We start from the raw sequence: 23682 nt of genomic DNA on the forward strand, positions 1-23682 counted from the left end.
AGGGGATCACCGGGACCGCACCCAGCCTCGCGTGGGGGAATATCGCGACAAACGGGGGATTTCCCCCACGGAAGCCCCACACGGCGGTCCTGGCGGTCGCACGGCCGCGTCGGCACGCATTTCGATGGCCATGGGTGCGATCACCAGTCGGCCTTGACGGTGGCCTAGCCCGAACTCGCGTGGCGCGAACTGTGCATCTGGTCGCGGTGGCGTCGGCGGCGCGTCGCTGCCATCGCGCCAGGAGGAAGTCATGCCCGATTCCAGTTCTCGAGCGATCCTGAATCACCTGATCGAAACCTGCAAGGACAGCGAGTCTGGTTTCCGCCACGCTGCCGAGCTGGTGAGTGATCCCGCGTTCAAGACGCTCTTCACCGACCTCGCTCGTCGTCGCTCGCAGGTCGCGGCAGAGCTACAGCCGCACGCGCAGCGATTTGGCGGGTCCGAGGCGGCCGATGGCACGACCGCCGCCTCACTGCATCGCAAGTGGATGGACGTGCGCGACAACTGGAGCGGACACGATGATCGCGCGATCCTGGCCGAAACCCGGCGCGGCAACAGCATGACGGTAGCCGCGTTCAGGGACGCGCTGGCGGGCGTTCTGCCGGCGTCAGTTCGCGACATGGTGGAGCGGCAATACGCAGAGGTCTGCCGTAGCGAGGAAGCGCTGGCCGAAAACCTCACCTAGCGTAATGTAGGCGTCGTGCCGCAGACCACGGAACGGGGATTGATCGAGGTGCACGTCGGCGAGCTGAAGCAGTTGTTCAACTCGCTCGACCCGACGCCGTTTCGCGAGCGCGACCTCGATCCCAGGGCGGAGGAGTTCATTGTCGGCTGGGCCACTGAACTGCACGGCGAGCCGCCTCTGTGCCTGGTGGTCCACATCGATCGGGTCGACCCGACACCGGCCGACGCGGCCATGCTGCGCGAGGCCATCGGCGAGTTCTTCAAGCAGCGGGCGCTCGTCACGCGCCGGCGGCTGCGCCAGGTGCTGCGGGTCGGGCGCACCAGCATGATGATTGGACTCGCGGCGCTGACCGCGTCGATCGTGCTCGGTGATTTGGTCGCTACCACCCTGGCCGACAACCGCTTCGGCGGGATCTTCCGCGAGAGCCTGCTAATCGGCGGCTGGGTCGCCATGTGGCGGCCGCTCGAGGTGTTCCTCTACGACTGGTGGCCTATTCGCGCCGAGGCGAGCCGCTTCGATCGCCTCAGCCAGATGTCGGTCCGCGTTATTCCCTCGCGTCAGTGAGCCGGCTTCACCTGCAGCGTGCGGATGAATTCGACCAGCGAATCGATCCGTTCCTTCACCGCCGCCGCATCGCCGCCATCGCGCGAACGGGCAAAGGCATCACCCCACACCGGCATGTCGGGCCCACCGTGCCCGCGCACCGGCGTCCTGCCGTCGATGGTGCGGAACACCAGCTCTGACGGGTACTCCGCGCCATTACGCTTGGCGATCTCGGTGAGGTCGGTCGGCGGGCGCCGCATGGAGCTAGCCAGTGGACCATCGCCGCGGCCCGTTGTTCCGTGGCAGGTGGCGCAGTAGGTTCGATACACTTCACCGCCGGTCACTCGCTGGCGCATTTCCGTGGCCGGTTGCGAGGCGGCCTGCTGAGCCGTCGCCGGGATGGCAGCTCCGGGCAGGAGCAGTGCGGCAGCCAGGAAGGCGGCCGTGATGACGGTGGCCGACGCCGACCGGTGCTGAGCTTCCTTCGGCTCACGTACCGTCAGCACCGGACAGGGCGCCGTGCGCACCACGCGCTCGGCGACATTGCCCATCAGCGCATGCATCAAGGGCCCGTGCCCGTGCGTGCCCATCACGATGAGGTCGACCTTGCGATTGGTCGCCGCCGTGACCAGGGCCCGTGCCGGGCTGCCGAACAGCACTTCCGTCGTCACGGTGATGCCGGTCAGTTTCGGCAACAGCTTCAGGAGCTCGCGTTCGGCCTCTTCGCCCAGTTGCTGGCTCCAGTTCGAGTATGCAACCGCGTACGCGTCCATCGACCCGGTGGTCAGCGACGGCACCTCGCAGACGTGAACGAGATGCAGTGACGCGCTGAAACGCGTCGCCAGGGTGTGGGCGTAGTCGAGGGCGCGAGAGGAGTTCGAACTGAAGTCCACCGGAACGAGAATGCTCTTGATGTCGGGGCTCATGACCTGGTCCCTTTCTGGATGACCGTTACTGATTTTGAGGGCAACCTCCATGCCATCAGAAAAGCCCCGCCGGCCGGTCTGGCTGGCGTTCGAACCGCGACATTTCCAGCCACCTGAGTAATATTCCGCGCTGGCCCGGTCCGTGCATGGGTTGAGCCGAGGATCCGAGTTTGCCCGAGTTGCCCCCTCCATCCCGCCAGGCCCTTACCCCGTTCTTCGAGCCGTCGTGTGTCGCCGTGGTCGGCGCGAGCCGCGAGCGCAACAAGATCGGGTCGGAAGTGCTTCATAACCTGTTGGCCACCGGTTTCACAGGCGCGGTGGTGCCGGTGCATCCCACTGCCGCCACTCTCCAGGGCCTGACCGCCTATCCGCGGGTCGCCGACATCCCTTCGGCGGTGGACCTGGCGGTGATCGTGGTACCCGCGGCGCAGGTGCCGGCGGCGGTGGACGATTGCCTCGCGAAACAGGTGCCCGCGATCTGCATCATCAGCGCCGGCTTCGGCGAGTGCGGCGAGGAGGGCCGCGCGGTCGAGCGCGAAATGGTCCGGAAGATTCGCAGTGCCGGCAGCCGGCTGATCGGCCCCAACTGCATGGGCCTGCTGAACACCGATGCGCGCTTCGCATTGAATGCGACGTTCTCGCCGGTGTATCCGCCGGCGGGCGGCGTGGCGATGTCGACACAAAGCGGCGCGCTCGGCCTCGCGATTCTCGACTACACCCGCCAGCTGAACATCGGCATCTCGACCTTCGTCTCGGTGGGCAACAAGGCCGACGTGTCGGGCAACGACCTGTTGCTCTACTGGGAAACGGATCCGAGCACGGCGGTCATCCTGCTGTACCTGGAGAGCTTCGGCAACCCGTCGAAGTTCAGCCACATCGCCCGCCGCATCAGCCGCACCAAGCCGATCGTGGCGCTCAAGTCGGGACGCTCACCGGTTGGCGCGCGCGCCGCCGCCTCGCATACCGGCGCGCTGGCCTCGAGCGACGACTTCGTCGACGCGCTCTTTCACCAGGCCGGCGTGATCCGGACCGACACGGTCACCGAGTTGTTCGATGTGGCGACCCTGCTGTCGCGACAACCGCTGCCGCAGGGGCGCCGGGTCGCGATTCTGACCAATGCCGGCGGTCCAGGCATCCTGGCCGCCGACGCCTGCCTGGCGCATGGCCTGCTCGCCGCCGAGCTGACGGCCGAGACCAAGGTCGGGCTCAAGACATTGCTGCCGGCCGCGGCCGCCGTCCACAACCCGGTCGACATGCTCGCCTCGGCCTCGCCGGCCCAGTACCGGCAGGCCTTGCAGTTGCTGTTGGCCGACCCCAACGTCGATAGCGCCATCGTCATCTTCATTCCGCCCCTGATCACCAGCGCCGATGACGTCGCCACGGCCATTGCCGGCGCAGCGGCGGAGTCGGGCAAGCCCGTGTCGGGCGTGTTCATGCGGAGCCATGCGGCGCCCGAATCGCTGGCGGCGGTACCGTGTTACGCCTTCCCGGAACCGGCGGCCATTGCGCTGTCGCGGGTCGCGACCTACGGCGAGTGGCGGCGGCAGCCACCGAGTGACGCACCGGCGTTTCCCGACATCCAGGAAGGGTTGGCGCGCGCGGTCGTCGACACGGCCGTGCGGCGCGGTGGTGGCTGGCTGTCGGCGGTCGAGGCGAACGCGCTGGTTTCAGCGGCCGGGATCACGACGCCGCGATCCCTTCTCGCCACCTCGATCGACGAGGCCGTCGACGCGGCGGTAAAGGTCGGGCTGCCGGTGGCACTGAAGGCCGTCGGCGCGTCCTTGCTTCACAAGACCGAACACCGGGCCCTGCGGCTCAATCTCGAGTCCAGGCTGGCGGTCCGCCAGGCCGCCGCCGAACTGACCGGCGCGCTCGGCGACCGCATGGAGGGGCTGCTGGTGCAGCCCATGGTGAACGGCGGCGCCGAGATGATGATCGGCGCGATCAACGACCCCGTCTTCGGCCACGTCGTGGTCTGCGGCAGCGGCGGCGTGCTCGTGGATCTGCTCGCCGACTCGGCGTGCCGGCTGCACCCGGTGACCGATCGCGATGCGCACGAGATGGTCGAGTCGCTGAAGGGTGTGCGCCTGCTGCGCGGGTTCCGCGGCGCCGAACCCGCGGACGAACCGGCGTTCCGGGACGCCATCCTGCGCATCTCGGCGCTGGTCGGCCTGTGCCCCGAGATCCAGGAACTGGATCTCAACCCGGTGAAGGTGTTGCCCGGGGGCGTGTCGGCGATCGACGTGCGCGTGCGGGTCGACGCCGTTCAGCCACGCCCACCGGGCTAACGCGGTGATGCGCTAGGCCTTCGCGGCCGCGACCAGCGCGTCGGGCGCGATGAAGTCGCGTTCGTTCGCGCGCACCGCCAGCACCGGACACGGCGCCGTGCGCACGATCCGCTCGGCGGCGCTGCCGAGCAACAACTGCTTCACGGCGCCGCGGCCGTGCGTGCCGACCACGATCAGGTCGATGGCGTTGGCGCGTGCGTATTCGGTGACGCCGCCGGGCACGTTGAAGGCGGTCTGCACGACCTCAACCAACTTGAGGGTCTTGCGGTCGTCCTCGGTGATCGACGCCTCGAGGTCGCGCTTCGCGGCCTTCTCGAGGTCCCGCTGCAGGTCCGGAATGGCAAAACCCACCTCGGGGCTGTAGCGCATCATCACGTCTTCCACCACATGCAGCACGTGGAGGGTGGCGTTGTAGGAGCGGGCGAGATCACGGCCGTACGCCATGGCGACGGCTGATGGCTCGCCGAAGTCGGTGGCCACGAGAATGTTCTTCAGCACAACCATTGGAAGCCTCATCAAATCGCGCGGCGGATGCGCCGGCGACCACCAGGTGAGCACAATACATGCCATCCTCCGGCTCCAGCCATGGCCCGATTATTGAAACGAGATTCGGCATGGACGCGATCGCCACCACGTTCGCTCGGGTTATCGGGTTTGATTCACCGATACCGGTCCGGACGGCGCGAGAGATTCTGAGGACGGCCGTGAAAAAACACCCACTCCACGTGCTGGTCGTCGACGATGAACCGCTGATTCGCTGGTCGGTCACCGAGACCCTGGCCGACCTCGGCCTTGATGTGGAGCAGGCCGACTGCGCCGCCTCGGCCTTACAGGCCATTACCACCACGGCCCTGCCCTTTGATGTGATCGTGCTGGACCTGCGGCTGCCGGACATGCGCGACCTGTCGCTGCTGGCCACCATCCGCCAATTGCTGCCCGAAACGCCGGTGGTCCTGATGACCGCCTTCGGCACGCCCGAAGTCATGTTCACCGCCCGCCAGTTGGGGGTACGTGCCGTCCTGAACAAGCCATTTGAACTGAGCGAGTTGAGCCGCGTCGTGGTGGAGGCGTTGACCCCGGCGCGTTGATGGATGGCGCCAACATGGGCCATACTGGCGGCTTCGTGCAGCCCATTTCAGCAGGCGAAGAATCCCGTTTGTCCGACCGTCCGCGGCCGCGCACGGCCCTGGTGGTCGATGACGAGGCGTTGATCCGCTGGTCGGTCAGCGAGACCCTCAGCGACCTGGGCTTCGTCGTCGCCCAGGCGGCCGACGGGGCCAGTGCGCTTAGTGCCATCGGCGACGCCGGGACGGCGTTCGATGTCGTGGTGCTAGACCTCAGGCTGCCGGATGTCAACGACCTGTCGTTGCTCGGCCGTGTGCGCGAGCTGCTGCCGCTGTCAACGGTGGTCTTGATGACTGCGTTCGGCACGGCCGAGATCGTCGCCGCGGCCCTCGAGCTCGGCGTGATCGGCGTCCTCAACAAGCCGTTCGAGCTCACCGAGCTCGCCCAGCTTCTCGGCCTGACCGGCACACCCCGGCCATCCTGATGCCACACGCCACCATCCTGATCGTCGACGACGAGCAACTGATTCGATGGTCGCTGGCCAGCCGGTTGAAAGACGAGGGCTACCGCACTCTCGAGGCCGCCACCGCCGCCGAAGCGCTGTCGCAACACCGCGAGGGCGTCGACCTGGTGCTGCTCGACATCGGGCTGCCCGACGCGAGCGGGTTGTCGGTGCTCAAGCAGATCAAGGAATCGGATCCCGACACGCTGGTCATCATGCTGACCGGGCAGACCGGCGTGCAGACCGCGGTCGAGGCGATGAAGGCCGGCGCCTTTCACTACGCCACCAAGCCGTTCGATCTCGACGAAGTCGTGCTGCTGGTCGAGAAGGCGCTCGAGACGACGCACCTGCGGCGCGAGGTCCGCACGCTGCGGGCGCGCCAGGCGCAGCCCTACGGCCCCGGCAGCATCGTCGGTGACAGCGCGCCGATCGTGGCGGTGCGGTCGATGCTCGAGAAGATTGGCGTCAGCCCCGCGTCGACGGTATTGCTGACCGGCGAGAGCGGCACGGGCAAGGACCTGGCCGCCAAGGTCATCCACTACAGCAGCAGCCGCGCGGCGCGGCCGTTCATGAACATCACCTGTTCGGCGCTGCCAGAAACGCTGCTCGAAAGCGAGCTGTTCGGCCACGAGCGCGGTGCGTTCACGGGCGCCGATCGGCAGAAGCACGGCCTGCTCGAATCGGCCGACGGGGGCACGGTGTTCCTCGACGAGATCGGCGAGATGGTGCCGCTGCTGCAGGCGAAGCTGCTGCGCTTCCTGGAAGAGAAATCGTTCAAGCGGGTGGGCGGCTCCGCCGACATCAAGGTGGACGTGCGGGTGATCGCCGCCACCAACCGCTCGCTGCAGGACGAGGTCCGGAAGGGCCGCTTCCGCGAAGACCTGTTCTATCGCCTGAACGTGATGGCGGTGCCGCTGCCGCCGCTGCGCGACCGGCGCGACGACATCCCGCGGCTGCTGCATCACTACATCGACCTCTTCAACACCGAGTTCCGGAAGAAGATTTCGGGCGTGTCGCCCGGCGCCATGAAGATGCTGCAGGCCTACGCCTGGCCCGGCAACGTGCGCGAGCTGCGCAACGCCGTCGAGCGGGCCATGCTGCTGACCGAGAGCGCCGAGTTGTCGGAAGCGCAGTTCGCCATGCTCGTTTCGGGAGACGCGGAGTTGTCGGCGGGCATGGGGCTGCCGGCCGGCGGCATCAATCTCGAGGAGCTCGAACGGTCGCTGGTGGTCCAGGCCCTGGAGCGCAGCGGCTGGAACCAGACCAAGGCGGCGACGCTGCTCGGCCTCAACCGCGACCAGATCCGTTATCGGATCGAGAAGTTCAAGCTGGAGAAGGCAACTCCACGGTAACGATCGTGCCGCCGTCAGGCGGACAGGTCACGTGGATGCGGCCCTCGTGCAGTTCGACCAGCCGCTTGGCCGTGGCCATGCCAAGGCCGGTGCCCCGCGCCTTGGTCGTCTTGAACGGACGAAACAGCGCCGCGCGGATCTCGGGGTGAATGCCGGGGCCATGGTCGGCGACCTCCACCCGTAACCAGCCGTCCGCCGAAGTCATCGAGACCGTGATCGCCCCCTTGCCATGCATGGCCTGCGCCGAGTTGATCAACAGGTTCTGGAACACGATGGTCATCAGGGACGGGTCGAGCGGCATGGGCGGGGCCTCGCCGGCAATCGTGACCTCGAGAGCGTGAAGCGCCGGGTCGGCCTTCATCAGGTCGGCGACTCTCGACAGCAGGGCACGCAGGTCACTGGGGACCAGCTTGGGTTGCGGCGGCCGCGCGAACACCAGCAGGTCCTGGATCAGGCTGTTCAGCGCGTCGATGCGGGCGATGATCTCCCTGATGATCGCGCCGTCGCCGGACTCGCCCTTCATGCGCGAACCAATCACCTGGATGGCGCCGCGCACGGCGGCCAGGGGGTTCTTCACTTCGTGCGCAATCACTGCGGCCATCTCGCCCAGGCGGGCCATGGCGGTCGCCTCGCGCAGGCGGTCTTCGAGTTCGACCCGGCTCGACAGGTCGTGCAGGATGCCGGTGAAATGCGGTTCGCCGTCAATCTCCATCCGGCCGACTGACAGGTGCAGGGGAAAGGTGTGGCCGTCCTTGCGACGGCCGGTGACCGCCCGGCCAATGCCGATGATCTTCCGCTCGCCGGTCCTGAGGTGTCTCGCCAGGTAGCCGTCATGTTGCGAGTGATCCGGCTCGGGCATCAGCAGTTTGACGTTCCGGCCCATCGCCTCGGCCTCGCTGTAGCCGAACATCTGCTGGGCCGCAGCGTTGATCACCTCGATCGTGCCCTTCGCGTCGATCACGATGATGCCGTCGACGGCGGCGTCGATCACCGCGCGCCAGCGCACCTCGGCAATGCGGCCGGCGTCCATCAGCTTCTGCGGTTCGGGTTCACTCATGCGCGGTGCCGCACAACGAATAGCAGATTACCTCGGTTTTGTATCGGCTATTCCGTGGGCCGCTCGCGCGCCGGTAAAGAGGGCCACAGTCCCGTGCGGAACCGCCGGTGTGCGGCACGCACCTTCGCGTTGCGTTGAGCCATCTGCCGCGCGTCACGCGTCGGTCTACGGTGGTCGCGCGGCGATTGGCGATCAACGGTCCGGCTGAAGCCGGACGCCACATTGGCAGCGAGCGGGGCTGCCGCCAACGCGCGTCGCTGGGGGCGAGGGACTGTGGCGAGGCTGGTTGTTTACGCCTCCGATTCGATCCACTCCTCCTGTCCGCGGGCCTTGCGCACCTCGCGGTTGGACTTGTGTTCGGGCTTGCGGGCGAGCAACTCGAGCAGGTCCGAGACCGTCACGATGCCCGCCACCTTGCCGTTGGCCGAGGTCACGACCAGCGATCCGATCGAGCGGCCCTTCATCAGGCTCGCCGCCCGCCGCACCGGCGTGCGGGTCGTCACCGTCAGCACCGGGCTCGTCATCAGGTCGGCCACCGTCCACTTGCCAAGGACCTTGGGCAGCTTGGCGCCGCCGAGATCGCGATCCGACACGATGCCCTGCAGCTCGGAGCCGTCGGTCACCACCAGGTGATGGATCTTCTTTTGCCGCATGCGAGTCTTGGCTTCCGAGGCGGCCACCTTCGGCTTGACGGTTTCGACGGCCTTGCTCATCACTTCGTAGACTCTCATCGCGACTCTCCTGGATAAGGTGTCTGCCGGGAAAGCTGCAAACTCGCTGCCGCCGGGCCCGCGGGGTGTGCGGCCGGTGACGGTTGTTGAAGCGAGGAATACTCCGCAAGCTGGGGGTATTTCCCCGCTAAACCTGCGGGTATCTGCGTCATTCGCGGCCCGTCCAGTGTTGGCATGCGGGATGCTCTCTCCGGGATGAAACGGGAGGTGTTATGGCTGGCCAATTGAATGAGCCCTGCACGGTACATGTGTTCCATCGCTCGCCGTCAAGCGCACTGGAACTCCGCATTCGCGGCGAGTACCGCGAAATGCCGGGCCTGCGACTTCGGCTCGAACAAGCCAGGCGCCTGTGGTCGGTCGATGCCGCCACCTGCCAACAGGCCCTGGACCACCTGGTCAGGGAAGGTTTTCTGCAGCGCGACGAAACGGGCCGCTACGCGCGTGCACACGGCGGCTATTGATCACATTGGAGAACGTCATGCGCACCCTCACTGCCCTTGCCGCCGCCGTGGCCCTCGCGGTCACCGCGGCCTGCGCCACCATGAACGTCAGCGCCCACCTCGAGCGCGGCGTCAACTTTGCCGAGTTCGTGACCTACGAATGGGGCCCGCCCGACAACCTGCCGGTCGGCGATCCGCGGCTCGATAACAACCCGTTCTTCAACGATTACCTGCAGGGCGCCGTCGAGAAGCAGATGACGGCCAAGGGCTTCACGCGCGCCGCCGAGGGCCGGCCCGCCGACCTGCTGGTGCACTACCACGCCAGCGTCAACCAGCGGCTGGACGTGTACGGCGCCGACCACGCGGCCGGGTACTGCTACGGCGACTGCCAGCCGCAAGTGGTCGACTTCGACCAGGGCACCCTGGTGATCGACATCGTCGACGTCAAGACCAAGAAGGTGATTTGGCGCGGCTGGTCGCAGGACACCATGACCGGCGTCATCGACAACCAGGAGCGGCTTGAAAAGCAGGTGGATGAAGGCGTGACGAAGATGTTCCAGTTGCTGCCACGCAGCGGCGCAGCACTTCGGTAACCTAAAAGTCGTGCATGGTCGCTGGCGGGAACGCGGCCCGCAACGCGTTCAGCACGGCCAGCACGTCAATCGCCTCCTGCAGCAAGGCGCCGCCGACGGGCGTCAGGTAGCCGGCGGCGGCGAAGCCCATGCCGATCATGCTGAGCGCCATGCCGCCGACCGCGCTCTGCAGTGCAATGGCGCGCATCCGCCGCGCGATGTGCATGAATTCATCGACCTTCTTCAGGGTGTTCTCGAGGGCAATCACGCCGGCCGCTTCGGCAGTCACGTCGCTGTGCTCGCCGATGGCCATGCCCACGGTCGCGGCCATCATCGCCGGCGCGTCGTTGATGCCGTCGCCGACATACAGCGTCGGCGCCAGCGCGGTTTCGGCGCGGACGAGCGCCAGTTTCTGTTCAGGACTCTGTTCGGCGTGCACCTCGGTCACCCCGACCTTGTCGGCGAGGTAACGCACTTCCGACTCGCGATCGCCCGACACGATCATCGTCTTGCGAAAGCCATGCTTCACGCCAAGGTGCTGCACGAACGAACGGCTGTCGGGTCGAGGCGCATCGCGGAACCGCAAGGTCGCGGCGTAGCGATGGTCGAGGGCCACCACGCACTCGAGGCCGCCGGCCGCCGCCGGCAGCTGACCGGCTGCGGACGGGTCGCGCGCGAGCAGTTGCGACCGGCCGGTCACCATGACTTCGCGACCGAGCACGCTGCCGCGCAGGCCCGCACCGGGCGGTTCGGTTACTTCGGACGCTTCGGCCAGCCCGACGGCGTCGGCGCTGGCGGCGGCGAGCACCGCACGCGCCAGCGGGTGCTTCGAGTAGCGCTCGAGGCTGGCGACCAGCTTCAGGACCTCCTCCCTCGAGAAGCCCTCGGCCACCAGGATCTCCGTGAGCGTGGGCTCGCCGTAGGTCAGCGTCCCGGTCTTGTCGAAGATCGCCGTGCGGCAGGTCGCGATCGACTCCAGCACCGCCGGGCTCTTGACGATGATCGCGCGGCGGGCGCAGAGCGAGATCGAGCCGACAATGGCGACGGGAATGGCAATCAGCAGGGGGCACGGTGTGGCGATGACCAGCACGGCCAGGAAGCGCGTGGCGTCGCCGGTCGCCGCCCACGCGGCCAACGCGACCGCCAGCGCCACCGGCGTGTAGATCGCGCCCAGCTGATCGCCCAGCCGGCGCAGTCGCGGCCGGGTCGCTTCCGAGTCGCGCATCACGTCCATGATTCGGGCGTAGCGCGAGTCGGCGGCCCGGCGCGTGGTCCGGATGACGAGCACGGCGTTGCCGTTGATCGCACCTGAGATCACCTGCGAGCCACGCGTCTTGGTGATCTCGAACGGCTCGCCGGTGAGATAGGACTCGTCCATCACGCCGTGGCCCTCGAGCACCTCGCCATCGACCGGGCAGATCTCGTGGGGGTGGATCACCAGGGTGTCGCCCACCGCGATGTCGCCGAGCGCCACGTCGGTCGTGGCTCCGTCCGTGCGGCGATGGGCCACGAGGGGCACGCGGCGGGCCAGTGCGTCAAGCACGGAGGAGGCGCTGCGCAGGGCGTAGCTCTCGAGGGCAGCGCCGCCGGCCAGCATTAGCACGATGATCGACCCGGCGAGATACTCGCCGAGCCACAGCGAAGTCAGGATGGAAATGCCGCCAAGCAGGTCGGCCCCGAACTCGCGTCGCAGGAACTTGCGGAACAGGTCGTACAGCAGCGGCGCGCCACCGAGGATGATGGCCGCCAGCAGGGGAAGGTCCGCGGCGGCGGCGCTGGCCAGTTGGCCGTACTTCAGCAGTAGATGTAGGCTGATGGCCACCACACATGCGGCGGCTATGGCCGAGGTAGATCGACGGTTGGTGATGCTCAGCATCAGGCTAGTGGCAACGCGTGTGCCAGGCCATCGTGCGCGAGGGACCCTGCTGCGCTTGCGGGATTCTGGCTCAGCGATGATGCGGGGCGGGGATCTTTCCGTGTGTTTTTGGAATATTCCCCCAGTTGTCGGCGGCGAGCCCGGGCAGGAAGGCCGTCGCAGGACGGCTGGATTCTTGCACTAAAGCTGGTTGGACCGGCATCGAGCGCGCTCTGGCAATCCGGACTGAATATGTCCGTTATTGAACAGCAATCGCGGCCGACTTTCCCCAGGATTGGGAACGCGACTAAACAAACTGACTTTTCGGAGGCCTTATGTTTCGGTTCTGCTCACTGACCCTGATGTTTCTCGGCGGCGCGTTGGTCGTGTCGGCGGGGCCGGCTTACGCGCAGGCAGAAGCGGGAGCCAAGGTCTACGCGGCTCAGAAGTGCTCGATGTGCCACTCCATCGCGGGCGTTGGCAACAAGAAGTTTCCGCTTGACGGCGTGGGCACCAAGCTGACGGCCGACCAGATCCGCGAGTGGATGGTCGACCCGGTCGAAGCGGCCAAGAAGGCAAAGTCGACCGCCAAGCCACCGATGCGGGCGTATCCCAAGCTGGAGAAGGCCGACTTGGATGCGGTCGTCGCCTACATGAAGTCGCTCACCAAGTAAGCGCTCATGTCGACCCGGGTCGTGTTTGCGGTTGGTGTTCTGGCGGTCTGCCTGATGGCAGCCGCGGCACCAGCCGCAGCCCAGGCGCCAGCCGAAGGGCAAGCCCCGGCGCCGCCTGCTAACGAAGATTGCCTGGCCTGTCACGAGGACAGTTCGGCCACCCGCGCCAACGGCTCCAGTATCGCCGTCGCGGTGGACGCCGTCGCCAAGTCCGTGCATGGCCCGCTCACCTGCGTCAGTTGCCACGCCGATCTGGCCAAGACCACGGAGTGGCCGCACCCCGAGAAGCTTCAGCCCGCGACCTGTTCCACCTGCCACGACGGGGAAGGTCGTAACTACGAGGATAGCGTGCACGGCCTGGCCGTTTCGAGGAGCGGCCTGGCGGTCGCGCCACGCTGCGGCACCTGTCATGGCACGCACGACATCCAGGGTCCTTCTAACCCTGAAAGCAAGGTCCATCGCGCCAAGATCGCCGGCACCTGCACGACATGCCACGAGGGCATCGCGCCGCTGTACGCGACGAGCGTTCACGCCCAACCGCTCGGGCCCAATCAGTCGGCGGCGGCGGTCTGTTCGGACTGTCACACCGCGCATCGGATCCAGCGCAGCGACGCCGATGCCTGGCGCCTCTCGGTGATCGCCGAGTGCGGCACGTGCCATCTGGAGCGGGTCTCGTCGTACCGCGACAACTTCCACGGCCAGAAGACCACGCTCGGGTCGACGCGCACGGCGACCTGCAGCAGTTGCCACGACTATCACGGCGTCCTGCCGGCCAGCAATCCGGCCTCGACCATCGCGCCGCAGAATCTCGTCGCCACCTGCCGCAGCTGCCATCCCCAGGCGAGCGAGTCGTTCGTGAAGTACGACCCGCATGCCGACAAGAATGATTCGACCCGCAGCGCGCCGGTCTACTGGACCTATCGGTCCATGCAAGGCCTGTTGCTCGGTGTGTTTGCGTTCTTCGGAGTGCACACGCTGCTCTGGTTCCCGCGGTCGTACCGGGCGCGGCAGAAGCGGCGCGCGGCCGCGGCGGCCAGAGAGGACTCGGCGTCATGACGCCCGGCGAACGCCATGTTGTCCGCTTCCAGCCTTACCAGCGGGCGATGCACCTGGTCCTGTTCACCAGCTTTCTCGGCCTGGCGACTACCGGCCTGCCGCTGATGTTCAGCGACCGCCCGTGGGCGGGCGTGCTGTCGCGCGGCCTCGGCGGCATCGAAGTCGCCGGCATCCTGCACAGAATCTTCGCGGTGACGCTGCTGGTGCTGTTCGCGGGTCATCTCGCCGAGTTAGTTTGGCGGCTCACCCGGCGCAAGGAACCAGGTCTGTTGTGGGGGCCGACCTCGATGGTCCCGCAGCCGCGTGATGCCGCGCAGTTGTGGCAGCACGTCAAGTGGTTCGTTGGCAAAGCGGAGCGACCGCACTTCGACCGCTTCACGTACTGGGAGAAGTTCGACTACTGGGCGGTGTTCTGGGGGATGGTGATCATCGGTGGCTCGGGCCTGCTGCTGTGGTTCCCGGAGTTCTTTAGCGGGTTCTTCCCGGGCTGGATCTTCAACGTGGCCGTGATTATTCACGGTGAGGAAGCACTGCTGGCGACGGGCTTTATTTTCACGATCCATTTCTTCAACAGTCACTTCCGGCCCGAGAAGTTCCCGATGGACATGGTGATGTTCACCGGGCAGGTCACCGAGGAAGAGCTGCTGAGCGAACGGCCCGCGGAGTACGAGCGGATGGCCAAGGATGGCACGCTCGAGGCGCTGTCGGCGCCGCCGGCGCCGGGCTGGTTGTCGCAGGCCGGCCGGGTCGTCGGCACCGCGGCGGTGATCCTGGGCCTGGTGTTGCTGGTGTTAATCCTTGTGGGGACCTTCAATGAGTGAGACGTTGCCGCCAGCCGAACCCGCCTCGCCGGTGGGCGTGCTTCGCAATCCGATCACGATCGCCGGCGCGGTGCTGACGACCATCTCGGTGCTGCTGTTCCTCGCCTTCTTCCTGATCGAGCTGAGCGGCGTGATCGCCCACGAGAACCCGTATCTCGGCATCGTGTTCTTCATCACGCTGCCGGCCCTGGCCGTGCTCGGCCTGCTGATGATTCCGCTCGGCGTCTGGCGGGAACGGCGGCGGCGGCTGGCGGGGCTCGCGCCAAGTTTGCGGGAGTGGCCACGGATCGACCTCAACAATTCCCACACGCGCGCGATTCTGTTTGGGATCGCCGTGCTGACACCGGTCAACCTGCTGATTCTTTCGGCCGCGGCCTACAAAGGCGTCGAGGCGATGGACTCGGTGGAGTTCTGCGGCGCGACCTGCCACGAGGTGATGGAGCCGGAGTATGTCGCCTACCAGAATGGCCCGCACGCGCGCGTCAAGTGCGTGTCGTGTCACATCGGGTCGGGCGCCGGCTGGTTTGCCAAATCGAAGCTGTCGGGCACCCGCCAGGTGTTCGCGGTGATGTTGAACACGCACAGCCGGCCGATTCCGTCACCGGTGCACGACCTGCGCCCGGCCCGCGAAACCTGCGCCGAGTGCCACTGGCCGGCCCAGTTCCACGGCGACAAGATCGAGACCAGGCACGAGTTCGCCGACGACGAGGCGAACACCGAGTCGATCACGACGCTGCGGCTGCGCATCGGCGGGATTGACGGCACCGGCCGGCCGGGCGGCATCCACTGGCACGTCGCCGAAGAGAACGTCGTCGAGTACATTGCCCTCGACCGCGAGCGGCAGAACATTGGCTACGTCAAGCTGACGACTGCGGACGGCGAGACGCGCGAGTACTACAGCGAGGGCGTCACCGAGGCGCAACTCGCCGTCGGCGAGCGCCGGCGCATGGACTGCGTTGACTGCCACAATCGTCCGAGTCACGCCTTTGCCCGGTCGGCCGATCGGGCGGTCAACGAGGCCATGGCGTCCGGTGCCATTGCCAAGGATCTGCCGTTTGCGAAGCGCGAGGCGGTAGCGGCGCTGACCGTGCCCTACCCTGACCGCGCCACGGCCGATCGGGAGATCGCCAACCGGGTGAGTGCGTTTTATCGCGACGGCTATCCGGCGCTGTGGACCTCGCGCCAGGCCGATATCGAGCGCGCCGTGAAGGGGGTACAGACCTTGCACAGCCGCAACGTGTTCCCGGCGATGAAGGTGACGTTTGGGACCCATCCGGACAACAAGGGCCACATGGAGTTTCCGGGCTGTTTCCGGTGTCATAACGACGAGCACAAGACTCGAGATGGCAAGGTGATTTCACAGGATTGCTCGACCTGCCATGAAGTGTCCTGAGTAAGACAAGTCAGGTACGAACCGGTGGGATATTCCCCCATCGGCGGGAAAGTTTCAGCACCGGTTGAGTCCGGAGGACTTTGTATGTCGATCACCAGATACGTCTTGGTTTTAGCTGCCGGCCTGTGGGGCGCGGTGTTCGTGGCAAGCGGCGTCGCGTCGCCCCCAACGGCGGTTCCGGCCGAGCCGAGTGCCGTGGAGGCGCCCGCGGCCGAGCCGCAGCAGTCGCAGGCGCCGGCCACGCCGCCAGCCGGGTATGTCGGCGCCGACACCTGTGCCACCTGCCACGAGGGCTACGACCAGAACGTAGCGGGGACCAAGCACGGGTTCAAGGCCAACCCGGGCACGCCGGCGGCGCAACAAGGCTGCGAGTCGTGCCACGGCCCGGGCGAGGCGCATGTCAGCGACCCGGAGAAGATCAAGCCCATCCTGTTGGCCAAGGTCTCGGCGAGCCAGTCCAATCAACAGTGCCAGACCTGCCACAGCCGGGGCGAGCATGCCCTCTGGGAAGGCAGCCAGCACGAAAACCGCAACGTCAAGTGCATCGACTGCCACAGCATCCACTCGGCCAAGGGCCCGGTGCTGATGCGGGCCAAGACCGAGCAGCTCACTTGCGCCAAGTGCCACCAGAACGTCACCAACAAGCAGCAGCGCTTCAACCACATGCCGGTTCGCGAGGGCAAGATGACCTGCGCCTCGTGCCACAACGTGCACGGCTCGGTGAATGTGAAACTGCTCAAGGTGGGCACCACGATCGACCAGAGCTGCACCAGTTGCCACACCGAGAAGCGCGGACCGTTCCTGTGGGAGCACGCGCCGGTCGCCGACAGCTGCACCACCTGCCACGACTCGCACGGCAGCAACAACGACCGGATGCTCGTCGCCAAGCAGCCGTTCCTCTGCCAGCGGTGTCACGTGACCTCGCGGCATCCTCCAACCGTTTACGAGGGCTTTACCCTGAACAACTCGCAGAATGCCAACAAGATTTACGGCAAGTCCTGCGCGAACTGCCACCAGCAGGTTCACGGGTCGAACCATCCGAACGGCAAGTTCTTCCTGCGGTGATTGGAGGCATGTGATGCGCAACCGAACTTTGACAATCTGTGCGGCGCTGCTGCTGGCCACCGCCCACTCGGCGCTGGCCCAGGCCCCGCCGTCCCTGCCCCTTCCCCCCGCCGGCGTGCCCACCGTGGGCCTGCTCGACGTCGGCCTCCGCGGCGGCAGCACCGATGGCGACGAAGCGCGCTTCGAGCGTTACAGCGACCTGCGCCCGGGAGCCACGACGTTCTTCGAGATGAAGAAGGACGCCGATACCTACCGCTTCGCGGCCGGTGCTTCCAACGTCGGCTATCGCGACCAGCGCTATTCGGCCGCTTACACCAACGGGAAGGTCTCAATCAGCGGACTGTTTGACCAGGTCCCCATGAACTACCTGTACGACGCGCCGCTGGCGTGGACCAACCAGGGCAATGGCCGGTTCACGCTGGATGCGGCCGTGCGCCAGGGCATCCAGGGACCGACCAACGCGCCGGCCGACGGTAACGCGGTCGGCGTGCCCTGCGCCCCGGGCTCGGGGCCGACCTCCTGCAACGCGACCACCGCCGCGGCCGCCAGGAACAACCGGTCGATCTACAACCAGTTGTTGCAGCCGGACGACATGGAGGTGCTGCGCAGCATCACCGCCGTCAGTCTCGACTATGCCGCGACTCCGGCCTTGGGCCTCAACCTCGAGTTCTCGTCCACCGGCCGCAAAGGCTCGATGCCCTGGGCGGCCTCGTTCGCGTTCAATAACGTGAACCACCTGGCGGCGCCGATCGACCAGCGCAACAACGAGCTGAAGGCGGGCACCGAGTGGGTCAACGCCAAAGGCATGTTCCGCCTGGATTACTGGGGCAGCTACTTCGAGAACAACGAGCAGACGCTGACGTGGGACAACCCGATTCGGGCCACCGACTTCAACAACGGCCTGGAACCGCCGCGCGGCCCCTTCGACCCAAGCGCCTACAGCAACGGCAATGGCCCGGCGTTCGGGCAGACCGCCTTGTGGCCGAGCAACACGCTCAACTCGTTCGGCGCGACCGGGATGTACAAGCTGTTGCCACGGACCACGATCAACGGCAACGTGCAGCTGGCCTACATGCGGCAGAACGAGTCCCTGCTGCCCTGGTCGCTCAACACGTCGATCAACAACCCGGCGGTGCTGGCCACGTATCCCGTCTTTCGTGACCTGCCGCGGGCCTCGGCGCAGGCCGAGGTGAACAGCCTCAATGCGCTCGTCAACTTCAACAGCCGGCCGACGAGTTACCTGACCCTCCAGGCGCGTTATCGCTACAACGACCACAACAACAACACCCCCCACTTCGACGGCCGGCAGTACGTGACCTTCGACGGCGCCGTGCGCGGCCTCTCCGATGATCCGCTGACGCCGTTTGTCGAGGGCTACTCGGAGTACTTCCAGATTACCCGGAAGAACTTCGATGCCAATGCCACCTTCGGGCTGCGTGACATGGGCTCTCTCAAAGTCGGCGTCGCCAACGAGAAGTTCGACCGGCATGGCCGCGGCTTCAGCGATGTCTCCGAGAACACGTTCCGGCTCGCGTATGACGCCACCCTGTTCACGACGGCCACCATCAGGGCCACCTACGACGCGGGGCAGCGCCGCGGCGATGGCTACATCCTGAGCGGCCTCGACTACGAGTCGGGACCGGCGGGCACGCAGCCTGGCCTGCGCTACTACGACGAGGCCGACCGGGACCGGACCCGCGCGACGATCACGTTCAGCATCAACCCGGTGCCGATGTTCGATGTCTTCGTGCAATGGTCAACGACTGAGGACGAGTTCCTGGGCGACGACTCCATTCCGGCAGGCCGCGAGCAGTTCGGCCTGTTGAGCCAGGACATCAAGGCGCTCGTTGGGGGCGTCAACATCAACCCGAACGACACCGTGCACTTCGGCATCAGCTATGGACGCGACCAGTTCGACGCCCTGCAGCGAGCGCGCAACGCCAACCCGCCGCCCGACGCGAGCTGGACCGACCCGGCGCGCAATTGGACGCTCGACAACAACGAGGTCGTGAACACGCTGATCACTTACCTCGACCTGACCGGACTGGCCAACGCCAAGGCGGACCTCCGCTTCAGCTACGAGATGAACGATTCGGACAACGCCTTTAACTACGGTGGGCCGCGCATCCCCGCGCTGATCGCCGCCAACTCGTTCATCCCGCTGCCGAACGTCGTCAACGAATGGCAGCGCCTGTCGGTCGACTTGAAATATTTCCTGACCTCCGCCATCGGCGCCGGCATCGGCTACTCCTACGACAAGTTGAGCATCACCGACTTCAACACCATCGACTCTAACGGTCCGGTGGGCTTCTACGAGGCCACCGGCGTGCCGCGCATCGACTGGCTGGGCGGCTTGATGACCGGCTACGGCAACCGGCCCTACGAGGGGCACCGGGTGTTTGCGCGCGTGCTCTACCGCTTCTAGCTTCGTCTCCTCCACGACTTTTCAGGGCGGCTCGTCAGCCGCCCTGTTTTTTTGTACGGACCGTCCGGCAACCACGCGATCCTTTGAGCCTGACCTGGGCGCGGGCACGGCGATTGCTTCACCCTCGGCGGGAGCCACCGTGTCGTTACCAACCCCCGTCGACATCTCGCGCATCCTCTGCCCGATCGACTTTTCGGAACCATCGCACCGGGCGCTGCACCACGCCGCGGCGATTGCGCGGTGGTACGGCGCGCACTTGCGAGCCCTTCACGTGTTCGTGCTGGCGCCGCCGGTCGGCATCCTGCCACCTCTGGAGAGTCCGCCCAAGGCGTTCACGCTGGCGCCCGGAGACCGCGACAAGATTGCCGGGCACATGCGCCAGCTCGCCACCGCCGCCGGTGTCGCGGCCGCGGCCGACATGGCCGTCGCCGAGTCGCCGAGCGTTACCGCCGAGATCCTGGACCAGGCGCTGACCTGGCCGGCCGACCTGGTGGTCATGGGCAACCACGGTCACGGCGGGCTGACGCGGCTGGTGCTGGGATCGGTCGCCGAACGGGTGCTCCGGCTGGCACCCTGCCCCGTGCTGATCGTGCCGCACGGCACGGACCACGCCGTGCCGCCCGGCAACGTCGAGTTCGACCGCATCCTGTGCGCGGTGGACTTCTCCGAAAGCGCCCGCGACGCCCTCGGCTACGCGTTGTCGCTCGGCGCCGAGGCCGGCGCGCACGTCACCATCCTGAACGCCATCGAAGTGCCGCTCGAGCTGCGGGAGCCACCCGCCTCGTACGACTACGACATCGAGGACTTGCGGACCCGGACCGAAGCATCGCAACTGCTTCGCCTCGAAGCCCTGATCCCATTCGCGGTGCGCGACTACTGCACCGTGGAGACGACGGTGGTCGAAGGCAAGGCGTCGCGCGAGGTGCTGCGCATGGCGGCCGCCAGGAAGGTCGACCTGATTGTGATGGGGGTGCACGGACGCAACGCCGTCAGCCGCGCCGTGTTCGGTTCGAACGTCCAGGACGTCATTCGCCACGCCACGTGCCCGGTGTTGATCGTGCATCCACGGCGTTCGTAGGTGGTAAATTTCAGCACCACGCCCTGAAAAAGCCCCCAGCAGCAGTCTCGCCGCTCGCGCGGGGCGCATGGAGTCCGTCCAACTTCCTGACGGCCGCCAGGTACGTCGATTGCTGTCTGCAACTGCATGCGATGGCTGGTCGTCGGCGTGTTGGCGCTACACGGACTCATTCACGCGATGGGGTTCGCGAAGGCGTTTGGCTTTGCTGAACTGCCGCAACTGGGCCAGCCCATCTCCCGCGCGATGGGCGTGGCGTGGCTGCTGGCCGGCGGACTGGTGATCGCGACCGCCGCCATGCTGGCCATCGGCTCGCGTCACACCTGGATGGCTGGGGCGATAGCGATCCTGTTGTCGCAGGCCGTCATCCTGACGGCCTGGCGTGACGCGTGGGCGGGCACCCTCGCCAACATCGTGTTGCTGCTGGTGGTGGCTCACAGCTGGTTCACTGCCGGGCCGCGCAGCTTCCAGGCGCAGTTCGAGCGCGACGCCGCCGAAGGCCTGGCGCGCATCACTGCTTCGGCCATCGTCACCGACACCGACCTGGCGCCGCTGCCCGCGCCGGTGCAGCGCTACCTGCGCCTGGCGGGTGTCGTCGGCCAGCCGCGCGTCCAGAACTACCGCCTCCGCTTCACCGGTCGCATCCGGAGCGCGCCAGGTGCCGCGTGGATGCCATTCGAGGCCGACCAACAGAGTTTCGCAGACCCACCGACCCGGCTGTTCCACATGCGGGCGCGAATGTTTGGTTTGCCGGTCGATGTCTTTCATCGGCTGACCAGTGGCCATGCCACGATGCAGGTGAAATTGATTGGTGCCATCTCGATGGTTGATGCGCGCGGCCCAGAGATGGATCGCGCCGAGACGGTGACGCTGTTCAACGACATGTGCCTGCTGGCACCTGGGACGCTCGTCGGACCCGGGATCACATGGGAGCCGATTGATGGGCACTCGGCGCGAGCGCGCTTTACCAACGCCGGCCAGACGATCTCGGCCGAGCTGTTGTTTGACGCGGACGGCTGGCTGAGCAACTTCGTCTCGGACGATCGAACCCGGTCGTCGCCCGATGGCAGGACGTTCACGCCGCTTCGTTTCTCGACGCCGGTGCGCGACCACCGCGCCTTCGGGCCCCTGACGCTGGCCGCCTACGGCGAAGGGAGATGGTTGTTGCCCGAAGGGGAGTTCATCTATGGCGAGTTCGAACTCCAGGACGTGACCATGAACCTACCGCCGCGCTAGTGGCCTTATCCGGCTAAAGCCGGATGCTACACGGTGGCGTGCAATGCGACGTGCAATGAAGCACAGCAAGAGGCCCGGAGATCACCGACAATGGAGATGACGTGAGACTGAACCTGCGACTCGCCTTCGCGGCTCTCCTGCCCTGCGCGTTGCTGGCGTCGGTGGCCATGGCACAGAACGTCCAGACGCCACCGTCCGCAAAACCGTCGGCGGCCGCCGACGAACTGATCGTCGCCGAGTTCAGCGCGCGTATTACCGCCTACGCCGAGTTGCGACGGACGCTCGAGGACGGGCTGCCCGGACTGGTTGTGACCGCCAACAACAACGAGATCCGGCGCGCCGAGGAAGCGCTGGCCAGGCGCATCCGGCTGGCGCGCGAGCGCGCCAGACAGGGCGACATCTTCACGCCGGCGATCAATTCGGCGTTCAAGCAACTGCTGATGGGGGTGACGAAGCCCGGCATCTGCGCGGCCATCCTCGAGGACAATCCCGGCAACATCCCGTTCCGCCCCAACGCGCCGTACCCGCGGAACTCATCGCTTTCGACGGTCCCGCCGAGCGTGCTGGGCGTGCTGCCGACACTGCCGGACGATGTCCAGTACCGGTTTCTCGATCGCGACCTGATCCTCTACGACACGCGAGCCAACATGATGCTCGATCGGATCCCGTCGGCGATTCGCTGCACGCCCATCCGCTGATCAGCGCGGCTCGCGGGTCACGACTCGCGTGACGCGCGCACTTCCACCAGCGCCTCGTCCACCACCCGGTCGTTGGGGTGGACCACCACCTGTGCGCCCGCCGCGAGGCCAGATTGAATCTCGGCTTCTTCGGCGTTGCGCTGGCCGACCGCCACCGTCACGCGGCGAATCCGATTACCGTCAACCACGAACACCGCCCACCGGTCGCCCTGGCGCACCAGCGCGCTGGTCGGCACCTTCACCACGTCGGCCGCCTCCCAGATCACGATCCGCACTTCCACGCGGTAGCCGTCGCCGAGTGCGTTCCAGGCTTCGGCCGGGTCATCGAAGTCCATCACCACGTTGACCCGCTGCTCTTCGACACCGAGGGCTGAGATCTTCGTGAAGCCCGACGGCTCGACCCGCCGCACCGTCGCCGCCAGCACGCGATCGCCGCCCCACTGCTCCACGCGGACCTTCGCCCCGGGCTTTACCCTCACGGCGTCGGTCGATAACAGGTCGGACACGATTTCGAGGTCGGCCGCGGGGTTGCCGATCTCGAGCAGCGGCTCGCCGGCCGCGACCACGCTCTCGCTCTCGCGCAGGCGCTTCAGCACCACGCCGTCGGCCGGGGCCGTGAGCGTCAGGATCCGGCCGCTCGCTTCCAGGGTCGGCGTCATCAGCCGGGCGGTGGCCTGGTCGAACTGCGACCGGGCGCCGGCGACGGCGAACTCGGCCGCGCGCACGGCCTCTTCGGCTCCGCTGGCGTTGGTTTCTGCCGCGTCCACGGCCTGCTGGGTCGTCAGCTGCGCGGCACCCAGGTCGCGCTGACGCCTGAGGTCGGCGCGCGCCAGTCCCACGGCAGCCGTGGCTCGGCGCAGGTCGGCCTCGGCGCGGCCCAGGGCGGCCCGCGCGACGGCCACCGCCGCGTCGGCCTCGGCGCGGCTGCGCGCGTCCATCAACGCCGGCGCTTCGGCGCGAACCCGTGCCACCACCGTGGTGCCGCGCACCACCGGATCGCCGGCCTCGAGCTCGCTGCGCAGCACCCGGCCGGTCAGCGGCGCCGACACCACGTAGCGATGCCGGACGCGCGTCTCGCCCTCGTCGTCCACGGTGACGGCCAGCGGGCCGCGCGTGCTGGGCATGACATCGACCGGCACCGGCGCCGGCCACAACGCGATCGCGACTACGGCGCCGACGGCCAGCACGACCAGCAACCAGCGCCAATAACGGGTCATGGCGAT

23 protein-coding genes are annotated in these 23682 nt (G+C 66.9%); 17 read left to right on the plus strand and 6 right to left on the minus strand.

Going from position 1 to position 23682, the window contains the following annotated elements:
- Positions 1–250: 250 nt before the first annotated feature.
- Positions 251–685 carry a PA2169 family four-helix-bundle protein gene (locus Q8T13_10695; GenBank protein MDP3718221.1) on the plus strand — a complete coding sequence of 145 codons (435 nt, stop codon included), beginning with the start codon at positions 251–253 and terminating at the stop codon, positions 683–685.
- 15 nt (positions 686–700) lie between these two features.
- Complete coding sequence (locus Q8T13_10700) at positions 701–1249, plus strand: hypothetical protein (protein ID MDP3718222.1); 549 nt, start codon at positions 701–703, stop codon at positions 1247–1249.
- Here Q8T13_10700 and Q8T13_10705 read toward each other — a convergent pair.
- The gene (locus Q8T13_10705; protein ID MDP3718223.1) at positions 1243–2154 is read right to left on the minus strand and encodes a universal stress protein; all 912 of its coding nucleotides are present in this window, start codon (positions 2152–2154) and stop codon (positions 1243–1245) included. The genes Q8T13_10700 and Q8T13_10705 overlap by 7 nt on opposite strands.
- 170 nt (positions 2155–2324) lie before the next feature.
- Between Q8T13_10705 and Q8T13_10710 the strand changes: the two genes are divergently transcribed.
- On the plus strand, positions 2325–4442 hold the full coding sequence (locus Q8T13_10710) for an acetate--CoA ligase family protein (GenBank protein MDP3718224.1): 2118 nt from the start codon (positions 2325–2327) through the stop codon (positions 4440–4442).
- A gap of 12 nt (positions 4443–4454) precedes the next feature.
- Here the strand turns inward: Q8T13_10710 and Q8T13_10715 are convergent, their stop codons facing one another.
- Positions 4455–4946: a universal stress protein gene (locus Q8T13_10715; protein MDP3718225.1), complete on the minus strand. Its 492-nt coding sequence runs from the start codon at positions 4944–4946 to the stop codon at positions 4455–4457.
- Between the two features lie 110 nt (positions 4947–5056).
- On the opposite strand from Q8T13_10715, the gene Q8T13_10720 reads away from it, so the two are divergent.
- The 3 genes from Q8T13_10720 to Q8T13_10730 all read left to right on the plus strand — a co-directional run bounded on the left by Q8T13_10720 (position 5057) and on the right by Q8T13_10730 (position 7361).
- Entirely contained in the window at positions 5057–5530 is a 474-nt protein-coding gene (locus Q8T13_10720; GenBank protein MDP3718226.1) for a response regulator, read from the plus strand.
- A gap of 68 nt (positions 5531–5598) precedes the next feature.
- Entirely contained in the window at positions 5599–5991 is a 393-nt protein-coding gene (locus tag Q8T13_10725; GenBank protein MDP3718227.1) for a response regulator, read from the plus strand.
- Positions 5991–7361 (plus strand): sigma-54 dependent transcriptional regulator, encoded by a 1371-nt coding sequence (locus tag Q8T13_10730; protein MDP3718228.1) that lies wholly within the window; start codon positions 5991–5993, stop codon positions 7359–7361. The genes Q8T13_10725 and Q8T13_10730 overlap by 1 nt, the downstream gene beginning before the upstream one ends.
- On the opposite strand, the gene Q8T13_10735 is transcribed toward Q8T13_10730, so the two are convergent.
- The gene (locus Q8T13_10735) at positions 7333–8418 is read right to left on the minus strand and encodes a PAS domain S-box protein (GenBank protein ID MDP3718229.1); all 1086 of its coding nucleotides are present in this window, start codon (positions 8416–8418) and stop codon (positions 7333–7335) included. The genes Q8T13_10730 and Q8T13_10735 overlap by 29 nt on opposite strands.
- A 290-nt stretch (positions 8419–8708) precedes the next feature.
- The gene (locus Q8T13_10740; GenBank protein MDP3718230.1) at positions 8709–9149 is read right to left on the minus strand and encodes a CBS domain-containing protein; all 441 of its coding nucleotides are present in this window, start codon (positions 9147–9149) and stop codon (positions 8709–8711) included.
- A gap of 248 nt (positions 9150–9397) precedes the next feature.
- On the opposite strand from Q8T13_10740, the gene Q8T13_10745 reads away from it, so the two are divergent.
- Complete coding sequence (locus Q8T13_10745; GenBank protein ID MDP3718231.1) at positions 9398–9610, plus strand: hypothetical protein; 213 nt, start codon at positions 9398–9400, stop codon at positions 9608–9610.
- A 17-nt stretch (positions 9611–9627) separates the two neighbouring features.
- Positions 9628–10182 (plus strand): DUF4136 domain-containing protein, encoded by a 555-nt coding sequence (locus Q8T13_10750; GenBank protein ID MDP3718232.1) that lies wholly within the window; start codon positions 9628–9630, stop codon positions 10180–10182.
- 1 nt (position 10183) lies between these two features.
- On the opposite strand, the gene Q8T13_10755 is transcribed toward Q8T13_10750, so the two are convergent.
- Positions 10184–12037 (minus strand): heavy metal translocating P-type ATPase, encoded by a 1854-nt coding sequence (locus Q8T13_10755; GenBank protein MDP3718233.1) that lies wholly within the window; start codon positions 12035–12037, stop codon positions 10184–10186.
- Positions 12038–12351: 314 nt separating this feature from the next.
- On the opposite strand from Q8T13_10755, the gene Q8T13_10760 reads away from it, so the two are divergent.
- From Q8T13_10760 to Q8T13_10800, 9 genes are all read left to right on the plus strand, one after another.
- Entirely contained in the window at positions 12352–12690 is a 339-nt protein-coding gene (locus Q8T13_10760) for a cytochrome c (protein MDP3718234.1), read from the plus strand.
- Positions 12691–12696: 6 nt separating this feature from the next.
- Positions 12697–13746, plus strand: coding sequence for a cytochrome c3 family protein (locus Q8T13_10765; protein ID MDP3718235.1), 1050 nt, complete (start codon positions 12697–12699; stop codon positions 13744–13746).
- On the plus strand, positions 13743–14567 hold the full coding sequence (locus Q8T13_10770) for a cytochrome b/b6 domain-containing protein (GenBank protein MDP3718236.1): 825 nt from the start codon (positions 13743–13745) through the stop codon (positions 14565–14567). Before Q8T13_10765 ends, Q8T13_10770 begins: the two co-directional genes overlap by 4 nt.
- The gene (locus Q8T13_10775; GenBank protein ID MDP3718237.1) at positions 14560–15960 is read left to right on the plus strand and encodes a NapC/NirT family cytochrome c; all 1401 of its coding nucleotides are present in this window, start codon (positions 14560–14562) and stop codon (positions 15958–15960) included. The genes Q8T13_10770 and Q8T13_10775 overlap by 8 nt, the downstream gene beginning before the upstream one ends.
- An 84-nt stretch (positions 15961–16044) precedes the next feature.
- The gene (locus tag Q8T13_10780) at positions 16045–17025 is read left to right on the plus strand and encodes a DmsE family decaheme c-type cytochrome (GenBank protein MDP3718238.1); all 981 of its coding nucleotides are present in this window, start codon (positions 16045–16047) and stop codon (positions 17023–17025) included.
- A 13-nt stretch (positions 17026–17038) separates the two neighbouring features.
- Positions 17039–19450, plus strand: a complete 2412-nt coding sequence (locus Q8T13_10785; protein MDP3718239.1) for an MtrB/PioB family outer membrane beta-barrel protein — start codon at positions 17039–17041, stop codon at positions 19448–19450.
- A 139-nt stretch (positions 19451–19589) separates the two neighbouring features.
- A complete protein-coding gene (locus Q8T13_10790) occupies positions 19590–20528 on the plus strand; it encodes a universal stress protein (GenBank protein MDP3718240.1) in 939 nt (312 codons plus the stop codon).
- Positions 20529–20654: 126 nt separating this feature from the next.
- Positions 20655–21761 carry a hypothetical protein gene (locus Q8T13_10795; protein MDP3718241.1) on the plus strand — a complete coding sequence of 369 codons (1107 nt, stop codon included), beginning with the start codon at positions 20655–20657 and terminating at the stop codon, positions 21759–21761.
- Between the two features lie 101 nt (positions 21762–21862).
- Entirely contained in the window at positions 21863–22459 is a 597-nt protein-coding gene (locus Q8T13_10800) for a hypothetical protein (GenBank protein MDP3718242.1), read from the plus strand.
- A 17-nt stretch (positions 22460–22476) separates the two neighbouring features.
- On the opposite strand, the gene Q8T13_10805 is transcribed toward Q8T13_10800, so the two are convergent.
- Positions 22477–23676 carry an efflux RND transporter periplasmic adaptor subunit gene (locus Q8T13_10805; GenBank protein MDP3718243.1) on the minus strand — a complete coding sequence of 400 codons (1200 nt, stop codon included), beginning with the start codon at positions 23674–23676 and terminating at the stop codon, positions 22477–22479.
- Positions 23677–23682 lie beyond the last annotated feature (6 nt).

Source organism: Acidobacteriota bacterium, assembly GCA_030697165.1.
In the GTDB taxonomy this organism is placed as follows: Bacteria; Acidobacteriota; Vicinamibacteria; order Vicinamibacterales; family UBA2999; genus 12-FULL-67-14b.